Genomic DNA, 23,200 nt, shown 5'->3' on the forward strand with positions numbered 1-23,200 from the left:
CGTGCCCGGGCCGCCCGGCCCGCGACGCGCGTGCCGCGGTCGCCCGCTGGAGGCCGGGAGCCCCGAGCGGCTCGCTCCCGGTCCGGTCGCCTCCGAGGCGGCCGTGGTCCTGGCTGGATCGGGGCTCGCCCGACGGACGTGGCGTACGCGACCTTCGACGGAACATGCTGTGCTCCCTTTCCCGCCGAGCGTCATGGACATGACCGACGCGTGGGGGCGTGACGCCCGGCTCTGGGTGAGGTGGGGACATGTGGGGCTGTGCCGAACCGGATCGTAGGAGGGGCGACAAGGCCCGTCAATAGGTCTGGACCAATTGCCCGGTGACGGCGGAACACCGGCTCTCCGACTTTCGACAGAGCCGCAGCTCATCCCCAGGTCGCACAAGGACCCGCGGCACCGCCCCCGACAATGGGCCGATGGCCCCCCTCTCCCGAAATCCGTTCACGGCCCCCGGCGAACCGGGCCGGGGGATGTGGCGCGCCCTCGCGGAGACGACCGGCGGCGCGGCGCTGATGCTCCTGACCCAGCTGCTCCTGGGCGGCCGCGGCCCGGCCGGCGAGATCCAGCTCCTCCTCGGTACCGTCGTCCTCGTCCTGCTCGCCGTCCGCCGCCGCTTCCCCGTTCTGAGCCTGCTGGGCACCTCCGCCGTCGTCGGGCTGCTGCCCCCCGCCGGGCTGCCGGCCGCCGTGACCGCGTACACCTCGGCCAAGCACCTGACCGCCCCCCGGCGCCGGAGCACCGTGCTGCTCGCCTCCGCCGTGCTGGCGGCGCTGGTCTGCGCCGTCCTCGCCCCGGCCATCGGGCTCGGCGGCCACGCGTTCGGGCTCGCGCTCGGCGCCGTACTCGCGGCGACCACCCTGGTGGTGCCGGGGCTCCTCGGCGGCTCGGGCGGGCAGGAGGACCGGCTGCTGCGGGCGCTCCGGGAGCGGGCCGCCGCCGCGGAGGCGGCCCGCCGGCTCGCGGAGAGCGAGTCCCGGATCCACGAGCGCTCCCGGATCGCCGCCGAGATGCACGACCTGGTCGGCCACCGGCTCAGCCTGATCTCGCTGCACGCGGGCGGCCTGGAGATGGCCCTGCGGAAGGAGGCGCCGGACCTGCGGGACGAGGCGGCCCTGGTCCGCCGGGCCACCGGGGACGCGATGCGGGAGCTGCGCGAAGTACTCGGCGTCCTGGGCCCGTTGGGCCGGGACACCGGGACGGACGCGCTCACCGACAGCACCGGGACCAGATCCGACGTCGAGGCGCTGGCCGCGGAGTCCCGCACCGGCGGCATACCCGTCGACCTCACCTGGGACGGCCCCGACCTGCACGAGCGCGCCGCCCAGGTGCGGCGGGCGGTGCACCGCGTGGTGCGCGAGGCGCTGACCAATGTGCACCGCTACGCCGCCGGGGCCCGCGTCACCGTGGCGGTCACGCACACCGAGGACCGGGTGGAGGTGCTCGTGCGCAACGGCCTTCCGCCGGTGGCCCCCGAGGCGGCGACCGGCCTGGGCACGGGGCGCGGACTGGTCGGGCTGCGGGAACGGGTGGCGCTGCTCGGCGGCGCCCTGGAGGCGGCCCCGACGCCGGCCGGGGGCTTCGCGGTCGCCGCGCGGATCCCGGCCCGCCCCGACCCGGGAGCGAGTCTCACCGCCGCGGGCGCCCCACCGCGCGAAACGCCGTCCGAGCCGCACGCCGACCACCCGCCCGCCGGTCTCCGACGCCGCGTCGTGGACGCCCTCAGCGGATTCCTCGGCCTCGCGGGCGTCGGCGTGCTGATGATGTGCGGTCTCCTGCTGGTCTCCCAGGCGTCCCCGGATCCCGCCCCCCGCGATCCCGAGCCGCCCAGGATCGGGATGTCCCGCGCGATGGTGGAGCGGGCCGTCTACGGGGACGACCCGGCGGTGCGCGCGGCGGCGACGGGCCGGGAGCCGGCCCGCGCGGAGTCCGTGACGAGCTGCATCTACCCGACGTTCCGCTACGCCGACCCGACACCGCCGGCCCCGGCTGCCGAGGGCACCCCCACGGACGAGGCCGCCCCGCGGGGCGGCGACCGGCTCACCATCACCCGGCTCTGCTTCCGTGGCGATACGTTGGCCACGATCGACCGCTTCACCGTGCCCATGGTGTCGCGCACACCACCGTGGGAGTCCCCGTGACCGAGTTCCCCCCTGCCGTCCACCACCCGATCCGGGTCCTGCTCGCCGACGACGAGGAACTGATCCGGCACGGCGTCCGGCTGATCCTGCGCCACGCCGAGGGCATCGAGGTGGTCGGCGAGGCGGCGAACGGCGAGGCGGCCGTCCAGGTCGCCGCCGAGACCCGCCCGGACGTGGCCCTGATCGACATCCGGATGCCCGTGCTCGACGGGCTCGCCACCATCGAGCGGCTCCTCGCCCTGGACCCCGGGCCGCAGGTCGTCATGCTCACCACGTTCGGCGACGAGCAGAACGTGACGCGCGCGCTGCGCTCCGGCGCCACCGGCTTCCTCCTCAAGGACGAGGGCCCGCAGGAGCTGATCAGCGCGGTCCGGGCCGCCGCCGGCGGCGACGCCGTCCTCTCGCCCAAGGTCACCCGGAGCGTCATCGACCGCATGCTCGACACCGGTGCCGGTACGCCGGCCGCCCCGGCCCCTGGCGCCGTCCCCGACCAGCGGCTGGCGGCGCTCACCGGCCGCGAGCGCGACGTCCTCGCGCTGCTCGGCCTGGGTCTCGCCAACGCGGAGATCGGCCGCCGACTGGGCATCGGCGTGGGCACGGTGAAGACCCACGTCAGCGCCGTCCTGGTGAAGACCGGCACGGACAGCCGCGTCCAGGCGGCGGTCCTCGCCCACCGGGCGGGGCTGCTGTCCTGAGCACCGGCCGGTACGCCGTCTCTGCCGGACGACGGAGACGGCCGTCCGCCGCGGGGAGGAGGCACCACCCCGGGCCCGACCTTCGGCAGACGCCCCGGTCACACCCTGAGGCCGACGGTCGGGCGCCGCGGCGCGCCGAGGATGAGAGTCAGTCACCGACCCTCTCCCCGTAGCCCGGAGCCGACATGTCACCGCAGGAAGCCGTACCCGCCCCCGTCTCCCCCGGCCCCGCCGCCCGGGCCACCGGACTGAGCAAGGTCTACGGCCGGGGCGAGGCCCGGGTGGTCGCCCTGGACTCGGTCTCGGTCGAGTTCGGACGCGGCCGGTTCACCGCGATCATGGGGCCGTCCGGCTCCGGCAAGTCGACGCTGATGCACTGCATGGCCGGTCTCGACGCGGTCACCGCGGGCTCCGCGCGGATCGGTGACACCGAACTGTCCGGCCTGACCGACCGGCAGCTCACCCGGCTGCGCCGGGACAGCGTCGGTTTCGTCTTCCAGGCGTTCAACCTGCTCCCCACCCTGACGGCGCTGGAGAACATCACGCTGCCGATGGCCATCGCGGGCCGCCGGCCGGACCGGAAGTGGCTGGAGACCGTCGTGGCGACCGTCGGCCTCGCCGGGCGGCTGGGCCACCGCCCCGCCCAGCTGTCCGGCGGCCAGCAGCAGCGGGTCGCCGTGGCCCGCGCCCTCGCCGCCCGGCCGGAGATCGTCTTCGCCGACGAACCGACCGGCAACCTGGACTCCCGCGCCGGCTCCGAGATCCTCGGCTTCCTGCGGGAGTCCGTACGGGAGTTGGGCCAGACCGTGGTGATGGTCACCCACGACCCGGCGGCCGCCGCGCACGCCGACCGCGTGGTCTTCCTCGCCGACGGCCGGCTCACCGACGAGCTGCTCGCCCCGACCGCCGAGACCGTCCTGGACCGGATGCGGCGCTTGGACACCGGCGCCCGCACGAGCTGACCAGGCTCCCCGCGCCCCACCCGCCCCCTCGCACCTCCTAACTGGGACCACCGCCATGCTGCGAACAGCCCTGCGCAACGTCTTCGCGCACCGAGCCCGCCTGATCATGACCGCCCTCGCGATCACCCTCGGCGTCGCCTTCGTCTCCGGCACGCTCGTCTTCGGCGACACCGTCGCGGAGGCCCTGCGCGGCGCCTCCGCCAGGAGCCTCAAGGACGTCGCCGTCTCCGTCCAGGCCGAGGCCCGGCGCGGCTCCGACACCGGGGCGGACGACACCGTGTCCACCGCGCTCACCGGTGAACTCGCCGACAAGGTCCGCACCGTGCCCGGCGTCACCTCCGTGCGCCCCACCGTCAACGGCACCGCCACCCTGGCCGCCAAGGACGGCCGGCCGCTCGACGCCGACACCAGCTGGCAGAACCTGGCGACCAACTACGCACCGGACGCGGCCCACGGCGACCGGGACGCCCGGTTCCCGCTCAGCGCCGGCCGCGGCCCCGTCGACAGCGGTGAACTGGCCCTGGACCGCGGGACCGCCGAGCGGGCCGGCTACCGCGTCGGCGACACCGTCCGCTTCGCCACCCGGGGCCCCGCGCTGACCAAGAAGCTGGTCGGCACCGTCGACACCGACGACCCCCGGGTACGGGCCGGCGGCAGCCTCGCGCTTTTCGACACCAGGACCGCCCAGCAGCTCTTCCTCCAGGACGGCCGCTTCGACGAGCTGGCCGTCGGCTCCGCGCCCGGCACCGACCCCGAGGAACTCACCGGCAGGATCCGCGCGCTGCTGCCCCCCGAGGGCATCACGGTCACCAGCGGAGCCCGGCTCGCGCGCGAGCAGGCCGCGCAGATCGCCGAGAGCACCAAGGAGCTCACCCGGATGCTCCTGGCCTTCGCCGGGATCGCCCTGTTCGTCGGCGCCTTCATCATCGCCAACACCTTCACCATGCTGATCGCCCAGCGCAGCCGGGAGACCGCGCTGCTGCGCGCCGTCGGGGCCTCGCGCCGCCAGGTCGTCCGCGCCGTCCTCGCCGAGGCCGCGCTCCTCGGCCTCGGCGCCTCGGCGGCCGGCATCGCGCTCGGGACCGGTATCGCGACCGCCGTGCGACCGATCCTCGACGCGGCCGGCGCGGGCCTGCCGGACGGCCCCCTGGTGATCTCCGCGGACACCCTCCTGCGCTCCCTCCTGACCGGTGTCGGCGTCACCGTGCTCGCCGCCTGGCTGCCGTCCCGCAGGGCCGCGAAGACCGCCCCGGTGGAGGCGCTGAGCAGCGTCGACCAGGCACCGCCCCGGCGCGGCATGCTCATGCGCAACAGCCTCGGCGGGCTGCTCACCGGCCTCGGCCTGCTCACCCTGCTGTACGTCTCCACCCGGAGGGACGGCGCCGACGCCAACCTCCAGGCCGCCGCCCTGGGTTCGCTGCTCACCCTGACCGGCCTGATCGTGATCGCCCCGCTGCTGTCCCGCCCGCTGATCCGGCTCGCGGGCACGGTCACCACCCGGCTCTTCGGCGTCAGCGGCAGGCTCGCCGAGGAGAACGCGCTGCGCAATCCGCGCCGCACCGCCGCCACCGCCTCGGCCCTGATGATCGGGCTGGCCCTGATCACCGGCCTGAGCGTGACCGGCGGTTCCACCGACGCCGCCCTCCAGGACGCGGCCGTGCGCGGCCTGACCGCCGACTACAAGGTGTCCAACGCCGGGTACGGCGGCATCGACCCCGCGCTCGCCGGCAAGGTCGCCGACGTCCCCGGCGTCGCGCGGGCGGTGCCCGTCGCCTCCTCGACCCTGGGCGTGCGGGGCCGGGCCGCCACGTTCACCGGCGCGGACCCGCGGCAGCTCGCCGCGGTCTCCGACCTGGAGTTCAGCAGCGGCTCGCTCGCAGACCTCGGCCCCGGCAGGGTCGCGCTCTCGGACCAGCTGGCCGAGGAGACCGGCCTGTCGAAGGGCGACACCTTCCCGGGCACGCTGGGCTTCGGCCGCGAGACCAGGGAGCTGACCGTCGCCGGTGTCTACCGCCGGACCCGCACCGTGGGCGGCGCCGTGGGCACCCTGGGCGACGTCCTGCCGTACGCCGTCGGCGGCCGGCTCGACAGCGTCCTGGTCGAAGCCGCGGCCGACGGGCGCACCGGCGGCCTCGACCAGCGGATCCGCGAGGCCCTCGGCAACAGCCCGCTCCTCCAGGTGCGGGACCGGGCGCAGTTGACGAAGGCGCAGTCCGGCGAGATCGACACGATGCTCACCATGATGTACGGCCTGCTCGGGATGACGGTCGTGATCGCCGTCTTCGGCGTCGTCAACACCTTGGCGATGTCCGTCTTCGAGCGGACCAGGGAGATCGGGCTGCTGCGCGCGATCGGCCTGGACGACCGGGGCGTCAGGCGGATGGTGCGGCTGGAGTCGGTGGTGATCTCGCTGTTCGGCGCCGTTCTCGGCATCGGCACCGGGATCTTCCTGGCCTGGGCCTGCGGCAGCCTGGCCCGGGCCTCGCTCCCGCAGTACCGGATCGTGCTGCCGTGGGCGCGGCTCGGCCTGTTCCTGCTGCTCGGCCCGGCGATCGGGGTGCTGGCGGCGGTCTGGCCGGCCCGGCGGGCGGCCCGCCTGAACACCCTGCGGGCGATCGACGCCCAGTAGCGCCCGGCCGACGCGGGTACGCGCCGGCCGCCGTCCTGTCAGCCCCGCCGGTTCGGCCGCGCCCCGGTCGCCGCAACCGGCCGGGGCGCGAGAGCATCGAGGAGGCCCCGGGCGCGGGCACCGTCGAACCGGGGCGGTGCCGCGGATCGTTCCTCCTGCCGTACGCCCCCGCGGACCGCGACCGGTCGGGTGGCGACGGCGCCCGGCCGGGTGCCGCCCCGCCACGCGGCGGCAGAACCGAACCGACAGGCTGGAGTCCCCGTGCGCGTCAGCGTCTGCATCCTGCCCGACCGGCCGTTCCCCGAGGCGGCCCCGCTCTGGCGGCGCGCCGAGGAGCTGGGCTTCCACGCCGCCTACTCCTACGACCACCTCACCTGGGGCGGCCTGCCGGACGGCGCCTGGTACGGCGCCGTGCCCACCCTGGCGGCCGCCGCCGGGGCCACCTCCCGGATCCGCCTCGGCACGCTGGTCTCCTCGGCGAACTTCCGCCACCCCGTGCCGCTCGCGCAGGACGTCATGACGCTGGACACCATCAGCGGCGGCCGGTTCGTCCTCGGCTACGGCGCCGGCGCGCCCGACGCCGACGGCATCGTGCTCGGCCAGGGCGCGCCCGACACGGGCTGGTCGGTGAAGGAACGCGGCGGCCGGTTCCGCGAATCGGTGGAACTGCTGGACCGGCTGCTCACCGGGGCGCCCGAGGGCCGGCCGCGGACCACCTTCCGCGGCCGCTACTTCGACGCGATCGACGCCCGGCTGGAGCCCGGGTGCGTCCAGCGGCCCCGGGTGCCGTTCCTGCTGGCGGCGACCGGACCGCTCGGCATGCGCACCGTGGCGCGGTACGGCGCGTCCTGGGCCGTCACCGACGACGCGGAGCTGCCGAAGGACACCCTCACCGAGGCCTCGACCTGGGCCGGCCTCGCCCAGCGGCTGGAGAGTCTCGACGCGGCCTGCGAGCAGGAGGGCCGCGACCCGAAGTCACTCGGCCGCACCCTGCTGACCGGGTTCTCGCCGCTGCCCACCATGCGCTCGGCGGCGGCCTTCGAGGAGGTCGCGGGGCGCTGCGCGGAGCTCGGCTTCACTGAGCTGGTGGTCCACTACCCGCGCGAGTCCGGGCCGTTCGCCACGCCCGCGCACGTCCTGGCGGAGATCGCGCCCGCGCACCGCGGCGCCGCCCGGCTGCCCTGACCGCGGACCCGCTCCACGGCTACCGCAACGACGCCATCCAGGCCTCGACCTCGTCCGCCTGGCGCGGCAGGCCCGAGGACAGCCACTGCGCGCCGTCGGTGGTGATCAGGAAGTCGTCCTCGATCCGGACGCCGATCCCGCGCAGTTCCTCGGGGACGGTCAGATCGTCGGGCTGGAAGTACAGTCCGGGCTCGACGGTCAGCACCTGGCCGGCCTCCAGGACGCCGTCCAGGTAGGCCTGGCCGCGGGCACCGGCGCAGTCGTGGCAGTCCAGGCCCAGCATGTGCCCCGAGCCGCAGACGGTGAAGCGGCGGTACCGGCCGGACTCGGCGAGGGACGGCCCGCCATCCGGTGCCAGGCCCCAGGCGTCGAGCCCGTCCGCGATCACGCGCATCGCCGCGTCGTGGAAGGCCCCGTAGCGGGCGCCGGGCCGCAGGGCCGCGATCCCCGCCGACTGGGCGGCGAAGACCAGGTCGTACACCCGGCGCTGGACATCGGTGTAGTGGCCGGAGACCGGCAGCGTCCGGGTGACGTCGCCGGTGTAGAAGGAGTCGGCCTCGACCCCGGCGTCCAGCAGGAGGAGGTCGCCGTCCCGCACCGGGCCGTCGTTGTGCATCCAGTGCAGGACGCAGGCGTGCGCGCCGGCCGCCGCGATGGTCTCGAAGCCCAGGCCGTAGCCGTCCAGCCGGGCGCGGCGGTTGAAGGTGCCCTCGATCCAGCGCTCGCCCCGCGCGAGGCCCGTGGCATGGCGCAGCTCGCCGACCACGTCGTGGAACCCGGCCACCGTGGACCGGACGGCCGCGCGCAGCTGCTCGACCTCCCAGGCGTCCTTGACCAGCCGTGACTCCGCGAGGAAGGTCAGCAGTTCGGCGTCCGCCCGGTGGGCCGGCCGGACCAGTGCGTCGACGAGCGCGTCCTCGCCGCGCACCACCCGGGTCGGGACGTGTCCGGCGAGCGCCCGCTCCAGGTCGTCCCGGGCGGCGGCCCGGACACCGATCGCGTCGGCGGTCTCCGACAGTGTCCGGCGCCGGCCGACCCAGAACTCGCCGTGCCGGCGGCTGCTGTGGAACTCGGCGCCGTTCGGCCCGCCGTCGCGCGGCGACCGCGGCCGGGTGAACAGGGTGACCTCGTGCCCGGTCCCGGTGGGCTCGAAGAGGAGGACGCTGTCGGGGACGGCACTCGTGCCCTGCTCCGCGGTGAGGTGGACGAACGCGGAGTGCGGCCGGAAGGTGTGGTCGAAGTCGTTGCTGCGGACCTTGAGCCCGCCCGAGGGGACGACGATCCGCTCCCCGGGGAACCGCTCGGAGAGCGCCGCGCGCCGCGCGGCGGCGAAGGCCGCACCGGGCAGGAGCGGCAGCGTCGTCCCGGTGTCGGCCCAGCCGTGGTGGAACCACTCGGCCTGCGCGGCCGGCACCGCGCGGTCCTGCGCCCCGGCTCCGCGCGTCCCGCCCTGCTGCTCCACCCGTCGTCTCCGCTCGCCGTAGTCCGCCGCACGCCCGCTGCACGTCGGCCGCACGTCGGCCGCACGGGGAAACTACCATTTCACATGTCACACATCCACACCCCCGCACAGAAGCCCCCGGTACCCCGAGGAGGCACCCGGGACTACGCGGGCGTCTCGCGGCCGGACTGGACGGTCGGAATCCGCTGGGTGAAGAACAGCGCCACGACGGCGGTCAGGGCGAGGATCGCGAGGGCCGCCCGCAGACCGTCCAGCCGAGCGGCCGCGTTGGCGTCGAGCGCCGCCCGCGCGACCTCCGGGCTCGTACCCGCCTCGTCCAGCGCCGCCGTGAGCTGGACGTCCGACAGGAAGGGCGCACCGCTCTCCAGTTGGACGGCCGCCCGGTCCGCGACCTCGGCCGGGACCGCCGGGTTCTGCTCGACGGCGGTCAGGAACGAGGCCGTCAGGGCGGCGATCATGATCGACCCGGCGAGCGCGGTACCGATCGAGGACCCGAGGTTGGTCACGGCGTTCTGGATGCCGCCGACCTCCGCGCTCTGCTCGTCCGGGACGGCCGACACGGTGACCGCGCCGAGCTGCGAGGCCATCGCGCCCATCCCGAGGCCGATCAGCAGCAGGGGCAGGGTGACGATCTCCGCACCCGCGTCCGCGTCGAGCGCGGCGAGCAGGGTGACGGCGCCCGCGAGCAGGGCCAGCGTCCCCAGCCGCACCACCCGGCGCGGTGAGACGTCCGGGAACAGGCGCGGGATCAGGACCGCGGCGGCCAGCAGCGTCAGCGAGAGCGGCAGCAGCCAGACGCCGGTCCGCAGGGCGGACAGGCCGAGGGCGACGGACAGGTAGAGCGGGACGACGAAGAACACGCCCATCTGGATGAAGTACTGGAAGAAGAACATCGTCAGACCGCCGGTGAGCCGGCGGTTGCCGAGCAGGTCCGGGTCGACGAGCGGCTCCCCGCCGCGCTCCACGACGCGCGTCTCCCAGTGCAGGAAGAACCGGATCAGCAGCACACCGGCCAGCAGCAGCCACACGGTGAGCGAGATGCCGAGCCAGCCGGGCGCACCCGGCTTGGGCACGAACCACCCCCAGGAGCTGGAGCGCAGCACCCCGAACACGAAGACCCCGAGCCCGAGCGCGGACAGCAGGGCGCCGACCAGGTCGAGCCCGGCCCGGTCGGCGGGCGGGGCGTCGGCGAGCCGGCGCGCGAACACCAGGATGGCGAGGACGATGACGACCTCGCCGGCGAAGACCCAGCGCCAGGAGAAGTACGTCGTCGCGACACCGCCGATGAGCGGCCCCAGCGCGATCGCCACCGCCCCCGCCGCGGCGACGAACCCGTAGGCGGCCGGTCGGCGCCCGGCAGTGAAGTTGCCGGCCACCAGCGCCACGATCGCCGGGAGGATGAGGGCCGCCCCGACCCCCTCCAGGAAGGACCAGCCGAACAGCAGCACGGCCAGGTTGGGGGCGAGCGAGGTGGTCAGGGAACCGCAGCCGTAGATGACGCAGCCGATCATGAACGCCCGTCGCCGGCCGATGAGCTTCCCGACCTTGCCGCCCGGGATCATGAACATCGCCATCACGAGCGTGTACGCCGTGATGGCGCCCTGGATCCCGGCCACCGTCGTCCCGACGTCGTCGGCCACCGTCGCGATGGAGACGTTCATGACGGAGCTGTCGAGCGCCATCAGGAACTGGCCGGCCGCGAGGGTCGGCAGGACGAACCCGCCGACCGCGGAGGAAGTGCCTGCGCTGGGTGTCATGGGCCGCATCGTCGCAGCGGCGGCGGGACACGGCCACCCGGGAGTCGGCCGGTCGGAGCGGGTCTGCGGTGCGGCGCGCCGGGCGCGCCGCACCCGGGGTCAGACCACGTCCCGCCCGCGCAGCGTCCCCGCGCACAGGGCCCAGATGATGAAGATGTTCACGGCGATCAGCACGATGGCCCAGAAGGGGTAGTACGGCAGCCAGAGGAAGTTGGCGATCAGGCTGAACCCCGCCAGGACGACGCCGACGGCTCTCGCCCAGACGGCCCCGGTGAACACCATGACCCCGGCCAGCACGACGAGGAGGCCGAGGATGAGGTGGATCCAGCCCCAGCCGGTCAGGTTGAAGCGGAACACGTAGTCGTTCGTCCGGACGAACAGGTCGTCCTTGGCGATGGCCGCGATCCCCTCGAAGATCGCCATCGTCCCGCCGAAGACCATCAGGATCCCCGCGAGCACGATCCACCCGGATCGCAGCAGGTGCCCCGAGGAGCGCGCGGACGGTGCCGGATCGGCGCCGACGGGCGGCGGCTGGGGCGGGTTGAGATTGCCGGCCATGAGGGCCTCCGAACTCTCGGGGAGCCGGCAGGCCCATGGGTCCGGACCCGGCGGCGGCTCCACGTTCCAGCGTTCCACACCCCCGCCGCGGGCGCGCCCCGTGCCGGAGCCCCGGCCGCCACCCGTACGGCCGTTCCCGCTGGTGGGCCGGGGCGTGCGCGGCTCTGCTGGGGAGGAGCTGTCACCACGTGCGCTCCCCGGCGGGGCAAGCGTCCGACCCCAGGGAGAGTGCGATGGCCCCGACGGATTCCGGAGCGGATCCCGCAGGAGCGAACGGCGCCGAACCGCCCGGCGACCGGGCCCCGCACCCTGCTCCGCCGCCGGCTGCCTCCGCCCCGGAGCCACCGACACGACCTGCGGTGGAACCACCACGGCCCGCGCCGCAACCGCCGGACGAGGTCGAGCACCTGAAGGCCCGGATCGCCGCGCTGGAGCGCACCGCCCCGCCCCGCCACCGGGAACACCACCGGCTGCGGACCTCCGGATCCGTGGTGGTCATCGTCATCGCGTCGCTGCTCTCGCTGATCTCCGTCCTCGCGGTCTGGACGAGCGACATCGTCGGCAACACCGACCGCTACGTCTCCACGGTCGCGCCACTGGCCACCGATCCGGCGGTGCAGGACGCCGTCACCACCCGGGTCACCCAGGTCGTCCTGGACCAGATCGACGTGAACGGGCTGGTCAAGCAGCTCTCCGACGCGGCCGCCGAGCAGGGCGTGCCGGCCCCGCTCGCGACCCTGATCGGCGGTCTGAGCGGGCCCATCACCAGCGGCCTCAACGACCTGGTGCACACCACCGTCGACCGGGTGGTCACCAGCAGTGCCTTCGAGTCGATCTGGGTCGACGCCAACCGGCTGATCCACACCGCCCTCGACAAGGCCCTCACCGGCAAGGGCGGCGGTGCGGTGACGCTGACCAACAATCAGGTCGGCATCGACATCGCGCCGATCGTGGCGAAGGTGAAGACCGAGCTGGTGGACGCCGGCCTCGGGATCGCTTCCAAGATCCCGGAGGTCCACACCGACTTCGTGGTCTTCCAGTCCGAGGACATCGGCAAGGTCAAGACGTACTTCCGGCTGCTGGAGATCATGGGCTCGTGGCTCCCGCTGGTGACCGTCCTGGTGGCCGCCGGCGGCGTCTTCCTCGCCTCCAACCGGCGCCGCGGCCTGGTCGGCGCGGCCGTCGGCGTGGCACTCGCCATGCTGCTGCTCGGCATCGTCCTGACCGTCTTCCGCGCGTACTACCTCGACCGCCTGCCACCGGGTGCGAACCAGGCGGCCGCGGGCGCCGTCTACGACACCCTGATCCGGTTCATGCGCGCGAGCATCCGGGTGGTCTTCGCAGTAGCCGTCGTCACCGCCCTGGGCGCGCTCCTGATCGGGCCGTCCCGAGCCGCCGTCGCGATCCGCACCGCCTGCCGCCGGATGGTGGACGCCCTGCGCGAGGTGCTGTTCGGCATCGGGATGCGGCTGGGCCCGGTCGGCCCGTTCGTCCACCGCTTCAAGCGGTGGATCGGCGCCCTGATCCTCGCTGTGGCAGCGGTCGTCCTGGCCACCTGGAACTACCCGACCACGGCGGTGGTCCTGTGGATCACCCTGGTGGTCCTGCTCGCCTTCCTGATCCGGGAGTTCCTCGACACCGGCCCGGGCCCGGGCACCGTCACCGGCCCGGACGGAGCCCCGGGCCCCGGGCCCGGCCCCGGCCCCGGCGCCGTCTCCGGTACCGGGCCGCCGACCCACGCCTGAGCGCCCGCCGCCCGGCTCCCGGGCCGCCCCGCCGGGCCGGGATGCGCGGTGCGGCGGGCACTGCTGGAATGGCAGGAGCGGGAGCCGCCCGCGGCGGACGCCGTCCGCCCCGTGCCGCCCTCCCGGGCGCGTACCGCCACGGCATCGGCCGACAGCCTCCGCCCGGCCGACCGGAGAGGACCCGACATGAGCGACGAGCTGAACGAGCTGAACGAGACCGGACCGATCGACTACATCGTCGTCGAGTTCCCCGGCAGCCGGATGACCGGCGAAGGGCTGCCACTGCTGGTCGACCTGGTCGACCGGGGCATCATCCGGATCCTCGACCTGACCTTCGTCCGCAAGGAGACGGACGGCTCGGTCACCGGCCTCGAACTCGCCGACCTCACCGGTGACGGCGTGCTCGACCTCGCCGTCTTCGACGGCGTCTCCTCCGGCCTGCTCGACGAGGAGGACCTCGCCGACGCCGCCGCCGTCCTGGAGCCGGGCAGCTCCGCCGCCGTCCTCGTCTACGAGAACGTCTGGGCCGGCCCGCTGGCCGCCGCCCTCCGGCGCAGCGGGGCGCGGCTGGTCGCGGACGGCCGCATCCCCGTCCAGGCGATCCTCGCCTCCCTCGAAGCGGCCGAGGGCAAGGACGGACGCTGAACCCGCCCTGCCCCTCCGCTCGCCCCACCCCGAAGGTCAAGGAGGTTTCGCCATGCCAGGACTCCTTCGCGGCGTCGCCCGAACCGCCGTCGTCGCCGGAACGGCGACCGCCGTCTCCAACCGGGTCTCCCGGCGGCAGGCCGGCCGCTGGGCCCAGCAGGAGGCACCGCAGGTCCAGGCCCAGCCCGCCGCACCGCAGGCGGCGCCCGCCGCGCCCGCCGCCGAGCCCGACGACATGGCCACCCGGCTCGACCAGCTCAAGCAGCTGGCCGAGCTCAAGAACCAGGGCGTGCTCACCGACGCCGAGTTCGCGGCACAGAAGTCCCGTCTGCTCGGCTCCTGACCGGCGGCGCCGGCCCGCACCCCGGGCCGGCGGCCACGGCGAGGGCGCCTTCGCCCCGGCCGGTGCCCCGACGCAGCCGGTGAACCCCGGTCTGCCGCGACAGGGAGGCGGTCCCATGAGCCGCGAGTACCACTTCCACTGCGAGTACGCCGGCTGCTCGGTCACCGTCGGCATCCACCTGGGCGGCACCCGGGCGGTGGAGCTGCTGGTCGACGGCAAGGAGGTCGCCGCCGAGCGGATCCCCGGCCACCACGCCCAGGTGTGCCCGCTCAGCGCCACGCTGCCCACCACCCCGCCGCGCCCGGTCACCGTCGAGGCCGAACTGCCCGGCGCGGTCCGCGGCGCCCCGTCCGCCACCCTGGTCGACGGCGACACCCGGCTGCCGATGCCCGAACGCGAGGTGCCGCGCCGGGCCGGACCGACCGAGGTCTCCTGGTACGGCTGACGGCGTCGACGGCCGGCATCGGGCCAGGTCGGAGGCGCTCCCCCGGCGGAAGTTAGGGTTCGGATGCGGGTGGCGGACCACCGCCGCCGCGCCCGGACCGCCGAAGGGACCCCGCCCATGCCGACCGCACCCGCCACCGGACCAGCCGCCGCACCGTCACTCGCGCGGTTCGGCCTGGGCACCGCCGCCGTCGGGCGGCCCGGCTACATCACGCTCGGGCGCGAGCTCGACCTGCCGGCCGGGCGCACCGTCGAGGCGATGCGGGAGCGGACGCACGACCTGCTCGACGCCGCCTACGCGGCGGGGGTGCGCTACTTCGACACCGCCCGCTCCTACGGCCGCGCCGAGGAGTTCGTCGGCGGGTGGCTCGCCGCCCGGCCGCGGCTCGCGCCCGAGGTCGTGATCGGCAGCAAGTGGGGTTACACCTACACCGCCGACTGGCGGGCCTCCGGGGTGCCCGTGCACGAGGTCAAGGAGCACTCGACGGCGGTGTTCGACCGTCAGATCGAGGAGACCAGGGAGCTGTTGGGTGGCCTGCCGCAGGTGTACCTGGTGCACTCGGTCACCCCCGACAGCCCGGCGCTCGGCGACCGGGCGCTGCACGAGCGGCTGGCGGCGCTGGCCGCCGAGGGCGTCCGGATCGGCCTGTCCACCAGCGGACCGGCGCAGGCCGCCACCGTCCGGGCGGCCCTGGAGGTGACCGTGGCGGGGCGGCCGCTGTTCGCCGCCGTCCAGTCCACCTGGAACCTGCTGGAGCCGTCCGCCGGGCCCGCCCTGGCCGAGGCGCACGCGGCGGGCTGGCTGGTGGTGGTCAAGGAGGGCATGGCCAACGGCCGGCTCGCCGACCGCAACGCGACCGGGCCCGGGACCGCCGCGCTGCGCGAGCTGGCCGCCCGCACCGGCGCCTCCTGCGACGCGCTCGCCCTTGCCGCCGCCGCCGCCCGGCCCTGGGCCGACATCGTGCTCTCCGGCGCGGCCACCCCGGAGCAGCTGGCCTCCAACCTCACCGCGGCCGGGCTCGACCTCGCCGCCGCGGACCTCGCCGCGCTCACCGTGCTCGCCGAGCCCGCGGAGGCGTACTGGCGCAGCCGCGCCGCGCTGCCCTGGGAGTGAGCCCGAGCCGGGCGGGCCGCCGCAGCCCGCCCGGGCCCGCGGCCGGTCAGACGCGGGTGTCCTCCACCACCGGGACGACGCGGTCCGACGCGCCGCCGCCGGCCGCGGCCGGCGCGGTCCGGGCCGCCGGGGCGGCGGGCCGCTCTCCGCAGAAGGCCGGCTCCAGCGCGCTCATCAGCCCCGTCGTGACGGCCCCGTTGTTGGAGGCGTTGGCGAACACCACCACGCTGCGCCGGCCGTCGGGGGTGACGAAACTCTGGGTCTGGAAGCCCTGGACGATGCCTCCGTGGCCGAGGACGGTCCCGCAGGAGAGCGCGATCTGGCGGATCCCGAGTCCGTAGCCGACCTTCGCCGTGGTCGTGGGGAGGACGGCGGTCAGCTGCCGCAGCGAGTCGTCCGAGACGAGCCCGCCGGCGCGGCCCGCGACCAGCGCGGTGAGGAAGCGGTCCATGTCGGCGGCGGAGGAGATGACGCCGCCGGCGCTCCACAGCCAGGACGCGGTCTGCTCGGTGGAGTCCAGCAGCGGCTTGGCGCGGTCGTCGTTGGTCAGGTAGCCGGTGATGTGCGGGCCCGCGATGCGCTTCTCGGGCACCACGAAGGAGGTCTGCCGCAGCTTCAGCGGCTCGATGATCTGCTCGCGCAGCACGTCGGCGTAGGCCCGGCCGGTGAGGTGCTCGACCGCCATTCCCATCAGTACGTAGTCCGTGTTGGAGTACGCGTACGCCGTCCCCGGGGCGCTCCGCACACCGTGCTTGACGGAGAGCGCCACCAAGTCCCGCGGTGTGTAGACGGTGTTGCGGATGCGCGCCTCGAAGGCGCTCGTGGTCTCCTCGCCGTTCTGTTCGAGCAGGTCGTCGGTGTGGTCGTAGATGCCCGCGCGGTGCTGCATCACCTGGCGGCCGGTCATCGTCCAGCCCTCGGGCAGGGTGCCCTGCGGCAGGTAGTCGCGCAGCGGCCTGTCCAGGTCGACGAGCCCCTGTTCGGCCAGGCGCATCACGAGCACGGCGGCGAACATCTTGCTGTTGCTGCCCACCCGGAACTGCCGGTCCGCCCTCATCGAGGCGCCGCCGAGGTCGGCCTTGCCCATCGTCAGCGACCATTCGCGCTCGCCCGGGCCGTGGTCCCTGATCACCGCGAAGGCGCCGGGGGCGCCCGCGTCCAGGGTGTTCCGCAGTGCGGTCCGCACGGCGGTGGTGTCCGGGAGGGGCGGTGCGGCGGCCCGCGGCGCCGCGGCGGCCGCCCCCGTCCCGAAGGCGGTCGCCATAAGCGCGGCGGCGGCCGCCAGTGCTCCGGCGCGCGTGAGCCCGATCGTCACCATCGACAAGTCCCCTGTCTCGTTGGCATCCCGCGCGGCGGGTCCGCGCAGACCAAGATCATATCGCCTCTGCGTGACAGATGTTGACTGTCCGTCACCGCTCGGTCGCGCGCCGGACCATGGGGACCGACCCTCGGTCGACGGTCGGTGACGATGCCATGACAGCGCGCCGCCCACCCTGCGGGCACCCTCCGGAGCGCGGGGGCACCCGCCTTGCCCGAACGGGCAAACCTAACGTTCGGTCGGCCCTCCGTACGCGGCGGACCGCCCTCGCCCCGCCGGGCGCCGGACGCCCCCCGTTCACCCGGCCGCCACCCGGAACAGCGCCGCGACCTGCGCGGAAGCCCGGCCGCCCCCGCCGCGCAACTTCTCCGATGGGCACGATCCGCCCAAGTCGGACCATTCCGCCCCTTCCCTCGGCAATCGGCAGCAGTCGACCGTGAAACCCACTGGCCCGCCGGAGCGGCGAGTGAGCTGCGTCACTTGACGCTCTATTGGCCCCGGGCTTGACTTCGGAGCGACGAGAAAGCGGATCGCGGAATTCAGCGAGTAATCACCGCACACCCGTCGAGCCTTTGCATCATTCGTCCTGTTCACCGTCAGACGGAGGTACTGCCATGAAGCTCGTCCACTTCGTGAAGAAGGTCATGCCGGAGAAGAGCCTGAAGGCCTACGCGTGGTACGGCTGGATCTAGTCGGGTAGTTCGTCTACCGGGCACGGGCCCGGTGAGCAGTCGTCTCACCGGGCCCGTGCCTTTCACCCTTGGAGTTCACCGATGCCCATGTCCAGTACCGGCAGGAGCGCCCGGGCCACCGTCTTCGCACCGCGGATCGAGGAACTTCTCCGCAGGTACCGCGGGGCGGACCTCTTCCGTCTGGAGCACGACACCATCGGGGTCGCCGGCGCCGACCTGATGGACAGCCTGCTCCGCAGCCGGCCCGCGAACGACTCCGAGCGCCCGACCTTCAAGCCCGTCCAGGGCCGGTCCGTCACCCGGACGGACGCGTCCGCGCTCATGCAGGCCGTCTCCGCCGACGTCCGCGCGGCGCTGAAGAAGCCCCTCGGTGACGAGGTCGACCTCACCGGGAAATGGCCGCACGTCGCGCACGTCTATCTCCGGGATCTCGTCTTCGGCCGGGAGAGTTTCCGTTTCCGCGTCCTGGTGGACCGCCGCCTGGAACTCACGCCAAAATTGACCTGGGCGGCCGTCGCGGCCGGCACCGCCATGCTCGGAAAGCCCGGCACGGAAATCCCGCTGTCCAATCTGGCGGCCCGCGTGCTGGACGCCGAGAGCTATGACGACCGCCGGTATGCGATGTACCTCTACCGGCGGGTCGCCGCCCCGATCTGTTTCACCGTGTCCGCCCTCGTGACGAATGCGCTCTGGCTCGGTTCGCCTTTCGAGGACGGCGTGTCGAACCGGGACGTCCTGCTGGAGTCCCTCCGGCTGCTGCCGCCGTCCTGGAACATCCTGCGGATGGCCTCCCCCGAGTTCACCGCGGTGGACGACCGGATCGGGGCCAAGGACGACCTGCTGATCCTCCCGCTGGTGAGCCACCGCGACCCGCGACTCTGGGAGGACCCGGACAGCTACCGCCCTGAGCGCTGGGCCGACCTCGACCCCGACGACCACCCCGGGTACCTGCCGTTCGGCCATGTGAACGAGCGCTGCTGGGGCCGGCACATGGTGATGCCGCTGGCCGAACGGCTCCTCGACATCGTGCGCCGGGACGGTCTCGTGGTGAACCCGGAGCAGACCGTCGGCAAGGTCGAACTCGACGGCCTGCTCGAAGTCTCCGACGTCCGGCTGGTCCGGCGCTGAGCCGTGCCGTCCGGGCCCGGCCCCTCCTGGTCCCGGACGGCACGGGCCGCCCGCCTCAGCCCCGGGGCGCGCCGGCCAGGAACCGGTGCAGCGAGGCCGTCAGGGCGGTGGCGAAGGCCTCCCGGACCGGTTCGGCCACGCGGTCCAGCGACAGGTAGGGGTTGAGGTCCTCCAGCTCGACCAGCAGCAGTTCCCCCTCCGGGGCGCGGCAGGCGTCCACCCGCTGGATCCCGTGGTCGAGCGTGTTCCAGTCGATGAACCCCCGGGCGAAGGCGAGGTCCGCGTCGGTGGGGTGGTACGGCTCCAGGATCCAGCGCCGCTCGGGATCCGGCGCGTACAGCGCGTACTGGAAGGCGTCGTCGACGAAGTAGAACGACACCTCGTAGCGGAAGTCGACGCGCGGCTGGACGAGGATGTCGCCGTACGCGAGGCCGGACAGCCCGTCCGGGTCGACGAAGGCCAGGCCGATGGAGTCCGCACCGGCCTTCGGCTTGACGGCGTACTGGGCGCAGCCGGGCAGGCGGTCCAGGTCCTCGGGCCGGTCGACGGTGGGGATCACCGGGTGCCCGGCCTCGGTGAGGTCCAGCAGGTACTGCTTGCCGGCCATGTCACCGCGCCCGGTGAGCGGGTTGTAGACCCGGGTGCCGCGTGCTTGCGCCGCGGCCCGGAAGGCCTCGTACCGCTCCTGGTAGTGCAGGACGGGGCCGCTGTTGCGGACCAGCACGGCGTCGAAGCCGTCCATCAGCGCGGCCGCGTCCAAGGGGTGGCAGAGCGCGATGTCGAAGTCGGCCCGGAGCCGGGCGGAGAGCCGGATGTCCTCGTCGCAGTACCGCCGGCCCCGGGCCTGGTAGGCGAGGTCGGTCACGAACAGAACGCTGGGGCGGGCGGGCACGTGGCGGCTCCTCGGTCGGTGGCGGCCCAACATACCCACCGGCCGGTCCGGGCCCGGCCGGGGCCCCGGGCACCGGTGGCCGCCCGACTCCTTGACGAATCCATGACATCGGCGCACCATCGTGCTGGCGCGCGCCGCACCTCCTCCCCGTTCCGTCCCTACGGACCCCCCACAGGAGGACAGTCATGCGACTGCCCCGCCGAGGGAAGCCCGCCGCGGTCGCCGCCGCCGTGCTGGCTCTCGCGCTCGCCTCCCCGCTCACCACCCAGGTCGCCGCCCAGCCGGTCACCGCCGGCCCGGCCGCGGCCCCCGACTCCGCCCGGCAGTACGTCCTCGACGGCCCCCGCACCGTCGCCGAACGCACCGCCGTCGCCGCCACCGGCGCGTCCGTCGACGCCGTGCGCTCCGATTCCGTGGTGGTCACCGCGACCGCCGCCGAGGCCGACCGGCTGCGGGCGCTCGGCTGGTCCCCCAGCCCGCTGCCGGAGCCGGTGTACGGCGACGGGGCCGGCACACCGGGCGTCGGCGCCGCGGTGTACGACTTCCCGTCCGCCGACTCCGGTTACCACAACTACGCGGAGGCCACCGCCGACATCGACGCCGTCGTGGCGGCGCACCCCGACATCATGAGCAAGCGGGTCATCGGCACCTCGTACGAGGGCCGGCCGATCGTCGCCGTCAAGATCAGCGACAACGTCGGCACCGACGAGAACGAACCCGAAGTGCTGTTCACCGCCCACCAGCACGCCCGCGAGCACCTCACCGTCGAGATGGCGCTGTACCTGCTCCACGAGTTCGGCGACAAGTACGCCACCGACAGCCGGATCGCCAACGCCGTCAACAGCCGGGAGATCTGGGTGATCCCCGACCTCAACCCGGACGGCGGCGAGTACGACATCGCCACCGGCCGCTACCGCAGCTGGCGCAAGGACCGCCAGCCCAACGCGGGCAGCAGCAGCGTGGGCACCGACCTGAACCGCAACTGGGACTACAAGTGGGGCTGCTGCGGCGGCTCCTCCGGCTCCACCTCCAACGAGACCTACCGGGGCGCCACCCCGGAGTCCGCCAAGGAGACCAAGGTGGTCGCCGACTTCGTCCGCACCCGCGTGGTCGGCGGCAAGCAGCAGATCACCGCCGCCATCGACTTCCACACCTACAGCCAGCTGGTGCTCTGGCCGTTCGGCTGGACCACGGCCGACACCGCCACCGGGATGACGGCCGACGAGTACAACACCTTCGCGACCTTCGGCCGGGCCATGGCCGGCACCAACGGCTACACCCCCGAGCAGTCGAGCGACCTGTACATCACCGACGGCTCGATCGACGACTGGCTGTGGGGCACCCAGCGGGTCTTCGCCTACACCTTCGAGATGTACCCCGGTCCGAACGGCAGCAGCGGCTTCTACCCGCCCGACGAGGTGATCGGGCGCGAGACCAGCCGCAACCGCGAGGCGGTGCTGCGCCTGGTGGAGACCGCCGACTGCATGTACCGCGCGATCGGCAAGCAGCAGCAGTACTGCGGCATCGCCTCCTGAACCGCGGACGCCGCACCGGCCGGGGCCTCACGGACCCGGCCGGTGCGGCGTCCCGGCGTCGGCGGGAGCGGCTCCGGGACCCCCGCGCGGACGGTGCGCGTTTCGGACGAACATCCTCCATGCCAACTCGTCGTCTCCCGTTCAATTTGACGACGCCTCAGCTCAAGGAGCATAGTGCAATATCACATTGCAACGAGCTCCTGGACCGCCCAGGAGCCCCCTTCACACAGGAGAAGGCTTCCCATGACTCGCAAGATCCTGACGACGGCCGCCGCAGCGGTCGCCCTGGGTACGGTTCCGGTCGTCGCGGCTCCGGCCGGTGCGGCAGCCGTCGCCGACGCCCCCACGGTGATCTGCGACAACTACGGTCTGCAGGCCGGTCTGGCGACCAAGGTGTGCGCCACCGTGAGCGGCGACAGCATCGAGTTCTCCGGCCACATCGGCCTGGCCGGCCCGCCGAGCCCCGGCAGCCCGCTCCCCCGGCCGACGGAGGTCGAGGTGGTCCTGACCGGCAGCGTCGCCGGCGGGATCACCCTCGGGACGACGCGGCAGACACTGACCTTCCAGAGCCGGTCGGTGCTGGTCGAGGGCGTACGCGGCACGGTGCCGTGCGGCTCGACCGTGCGCGCCTCGTTCGCGGTCTCGTCCGCCGGCTGGCCCGCCAGGCCCGTCACCACCGAGGTCCCGGTCACCTGCTGACGGTGCGGCAGCCGGACGGATCGGTGGGGGCCCACCGGCGGGTGGGCCCCCACCGGTCCGGCCCTTCGCCGGTGCGCCCGGCGGACATGACCGGGCCCGGCCGGGCGCACACCCGGCCGGGCCCGCCGAGCCTGGCCGGAGCGAGCCAGGCCAGCCCTCAGGACCTAACAGATGCGCGGCAGTTGCTCGCCCATCGGCAGGTCGACCACCCGGGTGCCGCCGAGCGCCGTGCGGGCGACGACCATGCCGGGGTGCTCCGCCACGCACTCGCCGATCACGGTCGCTCCCGCGCCCAGCGGGTGCGCCCGCATCGCGGCGAGCACCGCGTCCGCCTGCTCGCGCGGCACGAAGGCCACCAGCTTGCCCTCGTTGGCGACGTACATCGGGTCGAGGCCCAGCACCGCACAGGCGTTGGCGACCTGCGGCGGCACCGGCACGGCACGTTCGCCGATCCTGACGCCCACCCCGGCCGCCGCCGCGATCTCGTTGAGCGCCGCGGCCAGGCCGCCCCGGGTGGGGTCGCGCAGCACGTGCAGGTCCGGGGTGACCGCCAGCATCGCGTCCACCAGGCCGCCGAGCGCGGCGCAGTCGCTCTCGATCTCCACGCCGAACTCCAGACCCTCGCGCACGCTCATGATCGCGACCCCGTGCAGCCCGATCTCCCCGCTGACGATCACCACGTCCCCGGGGACGGCCCGCTGCGGCCTGATGTCCACCCCGGCCGGGACGAGGCCGATGCCGGCGGTGTTGAGGTAGACGCCGTCGCCGTGACCGGCCTCGACGACCTTGGTGTCACCGGTGGCGACCTCCACCCCGGCCAGTCGCGCGGCAGCCCCGAGCGCCCGGGCGACCCGGTCCACCACGGCCATCTCCACGCCCTCCTCCAGGATGAACCCGCAGGACAGGTAGGCCGCCCGGGCTCCGCTCATCGCGAGGTCGTTGACCGTCCCGTTGACGGCGAGGTCCCCGATGCTGCCGCCGGGGAAGAACAGCGGCCGCACGACGTAGGAGTCGGTGGAGAAGGCGAGCCTCGCTCCGCCGAGTTCCAGCACGGCGGAGTCCCCGAGGGCGGCGAGCGCGGCGCCGCCGAAGGCCGGGGCGAAGATGTTCTCCACCAGCTCGGCCGACATCGCGCCGCCGCCGCCGTGCCCCATCACCACCCGGGGGTGGTCGCGCAGGGGCAGCGGGCAGCTCCACCCGGAGAAGTCCGGCGCCTCGGACGGCGTCTCGGAGGGCACGGCCACCGGCACGGCGCCCGA

General features: G+C 74.2%; 20 protein-coding genes. 14 read left to right on the forward strand and 6 right to left on the reverse strand.

The features are described from left to right. Positions 1–416 precede the first annotated feature (416 nt). The 5 genes from ACIF6L_RS20890 to ACIF6L_RS20910 all read left to right on the forward strand — a co-directional run bounded on the left by ACIF6L_RS20890 (position 417) and on the right by ACIF6L_RS20910 (position 7,609). Positions 417–2,138 carry a histidine kinase gene (locus tag ACIF6L_RS20890; protein WP_396486481.1) on the forward strand — a complete coding sequence of 574 codons (1,722 nt, stop codon included), beginning with the start codon at positions 417–419 and terminating at the stop codon, positions 2,136–2,138. Next, on the forward strand, positions 2,135–2,833 hold the full coding sequence (locus ACIF6L_RS20895) for a response regulator (RefSeq protein WP_396486482.1): 699 nt from the start codon (positions 2,135–2,137) through the stop codon (positions 2,831–2,833). The genes ACIF6L_RS20890 and ACIF6L_RS20895 overlap by 4 nt, the downstream gene beginning before the upstream one ends. Positions 2,834–3,018: 185 nt before the next feature. Then, positions 3,019–3,795, forward strand: a complete 777-nt coding sequence (locus ACIF6L_RS20900) for an ABC transporter ATP-binding protein (protein WP_396486483.1) — start codon at positions 3,019–3,021, stop codon at positions 3,793–3,795. 55 nt (positions 3,796–3,850) lie between these two features. Next, on the forward strand, positions 3,851–6,424 hold the full coding sequence (locus tag ACIF6L_RS20905; RefSeq protein ID WP_396486484.1) for an ABC transporter permease: 2,574 nt from the start codon (positions 3,851–3,853) through the stop codon (positions 6,422–6,424). Positions 6,425–6,685: 261 nt separating this feature from the next. After that, positions 6,686–7,609 carry an LLM class flavin-dependent oxidoreductase gene (locus tag ACIF6L_RS20910; RefSeq protein WP_359836905.1) on the forward strand — a complete coding sequence of 308 codons (924 nt, stop codon included), beginning with the start codon at positions 6,686–6,688 and terminating at the stop codon, positions 7,607–7,609. A 19-nt stretch (positions 7,610–7,628) separates the two neighbouring features. Here the strand turns inward: ACIF6L_RS20910 and ACIF6L_RS20915 are convergent, their stop codons facing one another. From ACIF6L_RS20915 to ACIF6L_RS20925, 3 genes are all read right to left on the reverse strand, one after another. Then, positions 7,629–9,023, reverse strand: coding sequence for an aminopeptidase P family protein (locus tag ACIF6L_RS20915; RefSeq protein ID WP_396486742.1), 1,395 nt, complete (start codon positions 9,021–9,023; stop codon positions 7,629–7,631). A gap of 191 nt (positions 9,024–9,214) precedes the next feature. Further along, positions 9,215–10,828 carry an MFS transporter gene (locus ACIF6L_RS20920; RefSeq protein ID WP_396486485.1) on the reverse strand — a complete coding sequence of 538 codons (1,614 nt, stop codon included), beginning with the start codon at positions 10,826–10,828 and terminating at the stop codon, positions 9,215–9,217. A gap of 99 nt (positions 10,829–10,927) precedes the next feature. Beyond that, positions 10,928–11,269, reverse strand: coding sequence for a hypothetical protein (locus ACIF6L_RS20925; protein WP_329492025.1), 342 nt, complete (start codon positions 11,267–11,269; stop codon positions 10,928–10,930). 476 nt (positions 11,270–11,745) lie between these two features. Here ACIF6L_RS20925 and ACIF6L_RS20930 point away from each other — a divergent pair, with 476 nt between their 5' ends. From ACIF6L_RS20930 to ACIF6L_RS20950, 5 genes are all read left to right on the forward strand, one after another. Then, a complete protein-coding gene (locus ACIF6L_RS20930) occupies positions 11,746–13,131 on the forward strand; it encodes a hypothetical protein (protein WP_396486486.1) in 1,386 nt (461 codons plus the stop codon). A gap of 186 nt (positions 13,132–13,317) precedes the next feature. After that, positions 13,318–13,776 (forward strand): DUF6325 family protein, encoded by a 459-nt coding sequence (locus tag ACIF6L_RS20935; protein ID WP_359807371.1) that lies wholly within the window; start codon positions 13,318–13,320, stop codon positions 13,774–13,776. 52 nt (positions 13,777–13,828) lie between these two features. Then, entirely contained in the window at positions 13,829–14,119 is a 291-nt protein-coding gene (locus ACIF6L_RS20940; RefSeq protein ID WP_396486487.1) for an SHOCT domain-containing protein, read from the forward strand. Positions 14,120–14,234: 115 nt separating this feature from the next. Continuing rightward, a complete protein-coding gene (locus tag ACIF6L_RS20945; protein WP_396486488.1) occupies positions 14,235–14,564 on the forward strand; it encodes a hypothetical protein in 330 nt (109 codons plus the stop codon). A gap of 117 nt (positions 14,565–14,681) precedes the next feature. After that, a complete protein-coding gene (locus tag ACIF6L_RS20950; RefSeq protein ID WP_396486489.1) occupies positions 14,682–15,677 on the forward strand; it encodes an aldo/keto reductase in 996 nt (331 codons plus the stop codon). A 46-nt stretch (positions 15,678–15,723) separates the two neighbouring features. Here ACIF6L_RS20950 and ACIF6L_RS20955 read toward each other — a convergent pair whose 3' ends face one another. Beyond that, the gene (locus ACIF6L_RS20955) at positions 15,724–16,995 is read right to left on the reverse strand and encodes a serine hydrolase domain-containing protein (RefSeq protein WP_396486490.1); all 1,272 of its coding nucleotides are present in this window, start codon (positions 16,993–16,995) and stop codon (positions 15,724–15,726) included. Positions 16,996–17,609: 614 nt separating this feature from the next. On the opposite strand from ACIF6L_RS20955, the gene ACIF6L_RS20960 reads away from it, so the two are divergent. Together ACIF6L_RS20960 and ACIF6L_RS20965 are read left to right on the forward strand one after the other, a co-directional pair. After that, on the forward strand, positions 17,610–17,687 hold the full coding sequence (locus tag ACIF6L_RS20960) for a tryptorubin family RiPP precursor (RefSeq protein ID WP_350540985.1): 78 nt from the start codon (positions 17,610–17,612) through the stop codon (positions 17,685–17,687). A gap of 81 nt (positions 17,688–17,768) precedes the next feature. Next, entirely contained in the window at positions 17,769–18,815 is a 1,047-nt protein-coding gene (locus ACIF6L_RS20965) for a cytochrome P450 (RefSeq protein WP_329486168.1), read from the forward strand. Positions 18,816–18,870: 55 nt separating this feature from the next. Here ACIF6L_RS20965 and ACIF6L_RS20970 read toward each other — a convergent pair whose 3' ends face one another. Then, the gene (locus ACIF6L_RS20970) at positions 18,871–19,707 is read right to left on the reverse strand and encodes a hypothetical protein (RefSeq protein ID WP_359836889.1); all 837 of its coding nucleotides are present in this window, start codon (positions 19,705–19,707) and stop codon (positions 18,871–18,873) included. A gap of 185 nt (positions 19,708–19,892) precedes the next feature. On the opposite strand from ACIF6L_RS20970, the gene ACIF6L_RS20975 reads away from it, so the two are divergent. Beyond that, positions 19,893–21,242, forward strand: coding sequence for a M14 family metallopeptidase (locus ACIF6L_RS20975; RefSeq protein WP_396486491.1), 1,350 nt, complete (start codon positions 19,893–19,895; stop codon positions 21,240–21,242). 243 nt (positions 21,243–21,485) lie between these two features. Continuing rightward, positions 21,486–21,941, forward strand: coding sequence for a hypothetical protein (locus ACIF6L_RS20980; protein WP_380393653.1), 456 nt, complete (start codon positions 21,486–21,488; stop codon positions 21,939–21,941). A gap of 164 nt (positions 21,942–22,105) precedes the next feature. On the opposite strand, the gene hypE is transcribed toward ACIF6L_RS20980, so the two are convergent. After that, entirely contained in the window at positions 22,106–23,179 is a 1,074-nt protein-coding gene (hypE, locus tag ACIF6L_RS20985; protein ID WP_396486743.1) for a hydrogenase expression/formation protein HypE, read from the reverse strand. Positions 23,180–23,200: the final 21 nt, after the last annotated feature.

Source organism: Kitasatospora sp. NPDC086009, from assembly GCF_044540385.1.
Lineage (GTDB): Bacteria > Actinomycetota > Actinomycetes > Streptomycetales > Streptomycetaceae > Kitasatospora.

Excerpts from the sequence above, each read along its gene's own strand:
- ACIF6L_RS20955 (WP_396486490.1), bottom strand. The coding sequence starts at position 16,995 with ATGGTGACGATCGGGCTCACGCGCGCCGGAGCACTGGCGGCCGCCGCC.
- ACIF6L_RS20935 (WP_359807371.1), top strand. The coding sequence starts at position 13,318 with ATGAGCGACGAGCTGAACGAGCTGAACGAGACCGGACCGATCGACTAC.
- ACIF6L_RS20905 (WP_396486484.1), top strand. The coding sequence starts at position 3,851 with ATGCTGCGAACAGCCCTGCGCAACGTCTTCGCGCACCGAGCCCGCCTG.
- ACIF6L_RS20945 (WP_396486488.1), top strand. The coding sequence starts at position 14,235 with ATGAGCCGCGAGTACCACTTCCACTGCGAGTACGCCGGCTGCTCGGTC.
- ACIF6L_RS20980 (WP_380393653.1), top strand. The coding sequence starts at position 21,486 with ATGACTCGCAAGATCCTGACGACGGCCGCCGCAGCGGTCGCCCTGGGT.
- ACIF6L_RS20965 (WP_329486168.1), top strand. The coding sequence starts at position 17,769 with ATGCCCATGTCCAGTACCGGCAGGAGCGCCCGGGCCACCGTCTTCGCA.
- ACIF6L_RS20940 (WP_396486487.1), top strand. The coding sequence starts at position 13,829 with ATGCCAGGACTCCTTCGCGGCGTCGCCCGAACCGCCGTCGTCGCCGGA.
- ACIF6L_RS20920 (WP_396486485.1), bottom strand. The coding sequence starts at position 10,828 with ATGACACCCAGCGCAGGCACTTCCTCCGCGGTCGGCGGGTTCGTCCTG.
- ACIF6L_RS20890 (WP_396486481.1), top strand. The coding sequence starts at position 417 with ATGGCCCCCCTCTCCCGAAATCCGTTCACGGCCCCCGGCGAACCGGGC.
- ACIF6L_RS20960 (WP_350540985.1), top strand. The coding sequence starts at position 17,610 with ATGAAGCTCGTCCACTTCGTGAAGAAGGTCATGCCGGAGAAGAGCCTG.
- ACIF6L_RS20925 (WP_329492025.1), bottom strand. The coding sequence starts at position 11,269 with ATGGTCTTCGGCGGGACGATGGCGATCTTCGAGGGGATCGCGGCCATC.
- ACIF6L_RS20900 (WP_396486483.1), top strand. The coding sequence starts at position 3,019 with ATGTCACCGCAGGAAGCCGTACCCGCCCCCGTCTCCCCCGGCCCCGCC.
- ACIF6L_RS20950 (WP_396486489.1), top strand. The coding sequence starts at position 14,682 with ATGCCGACCGCACCCGCCACCGGACCAGCCGCCGCACCGTCACTCGCG.
- ACIF6L_RS20975 (WP_396486491.1), top strand. The coding sequence starts at position 19,893 with ATGCGACTGCCCCGCCGAGGGAAGCCCGCCGCGGTCGCCGCCGCCGTG.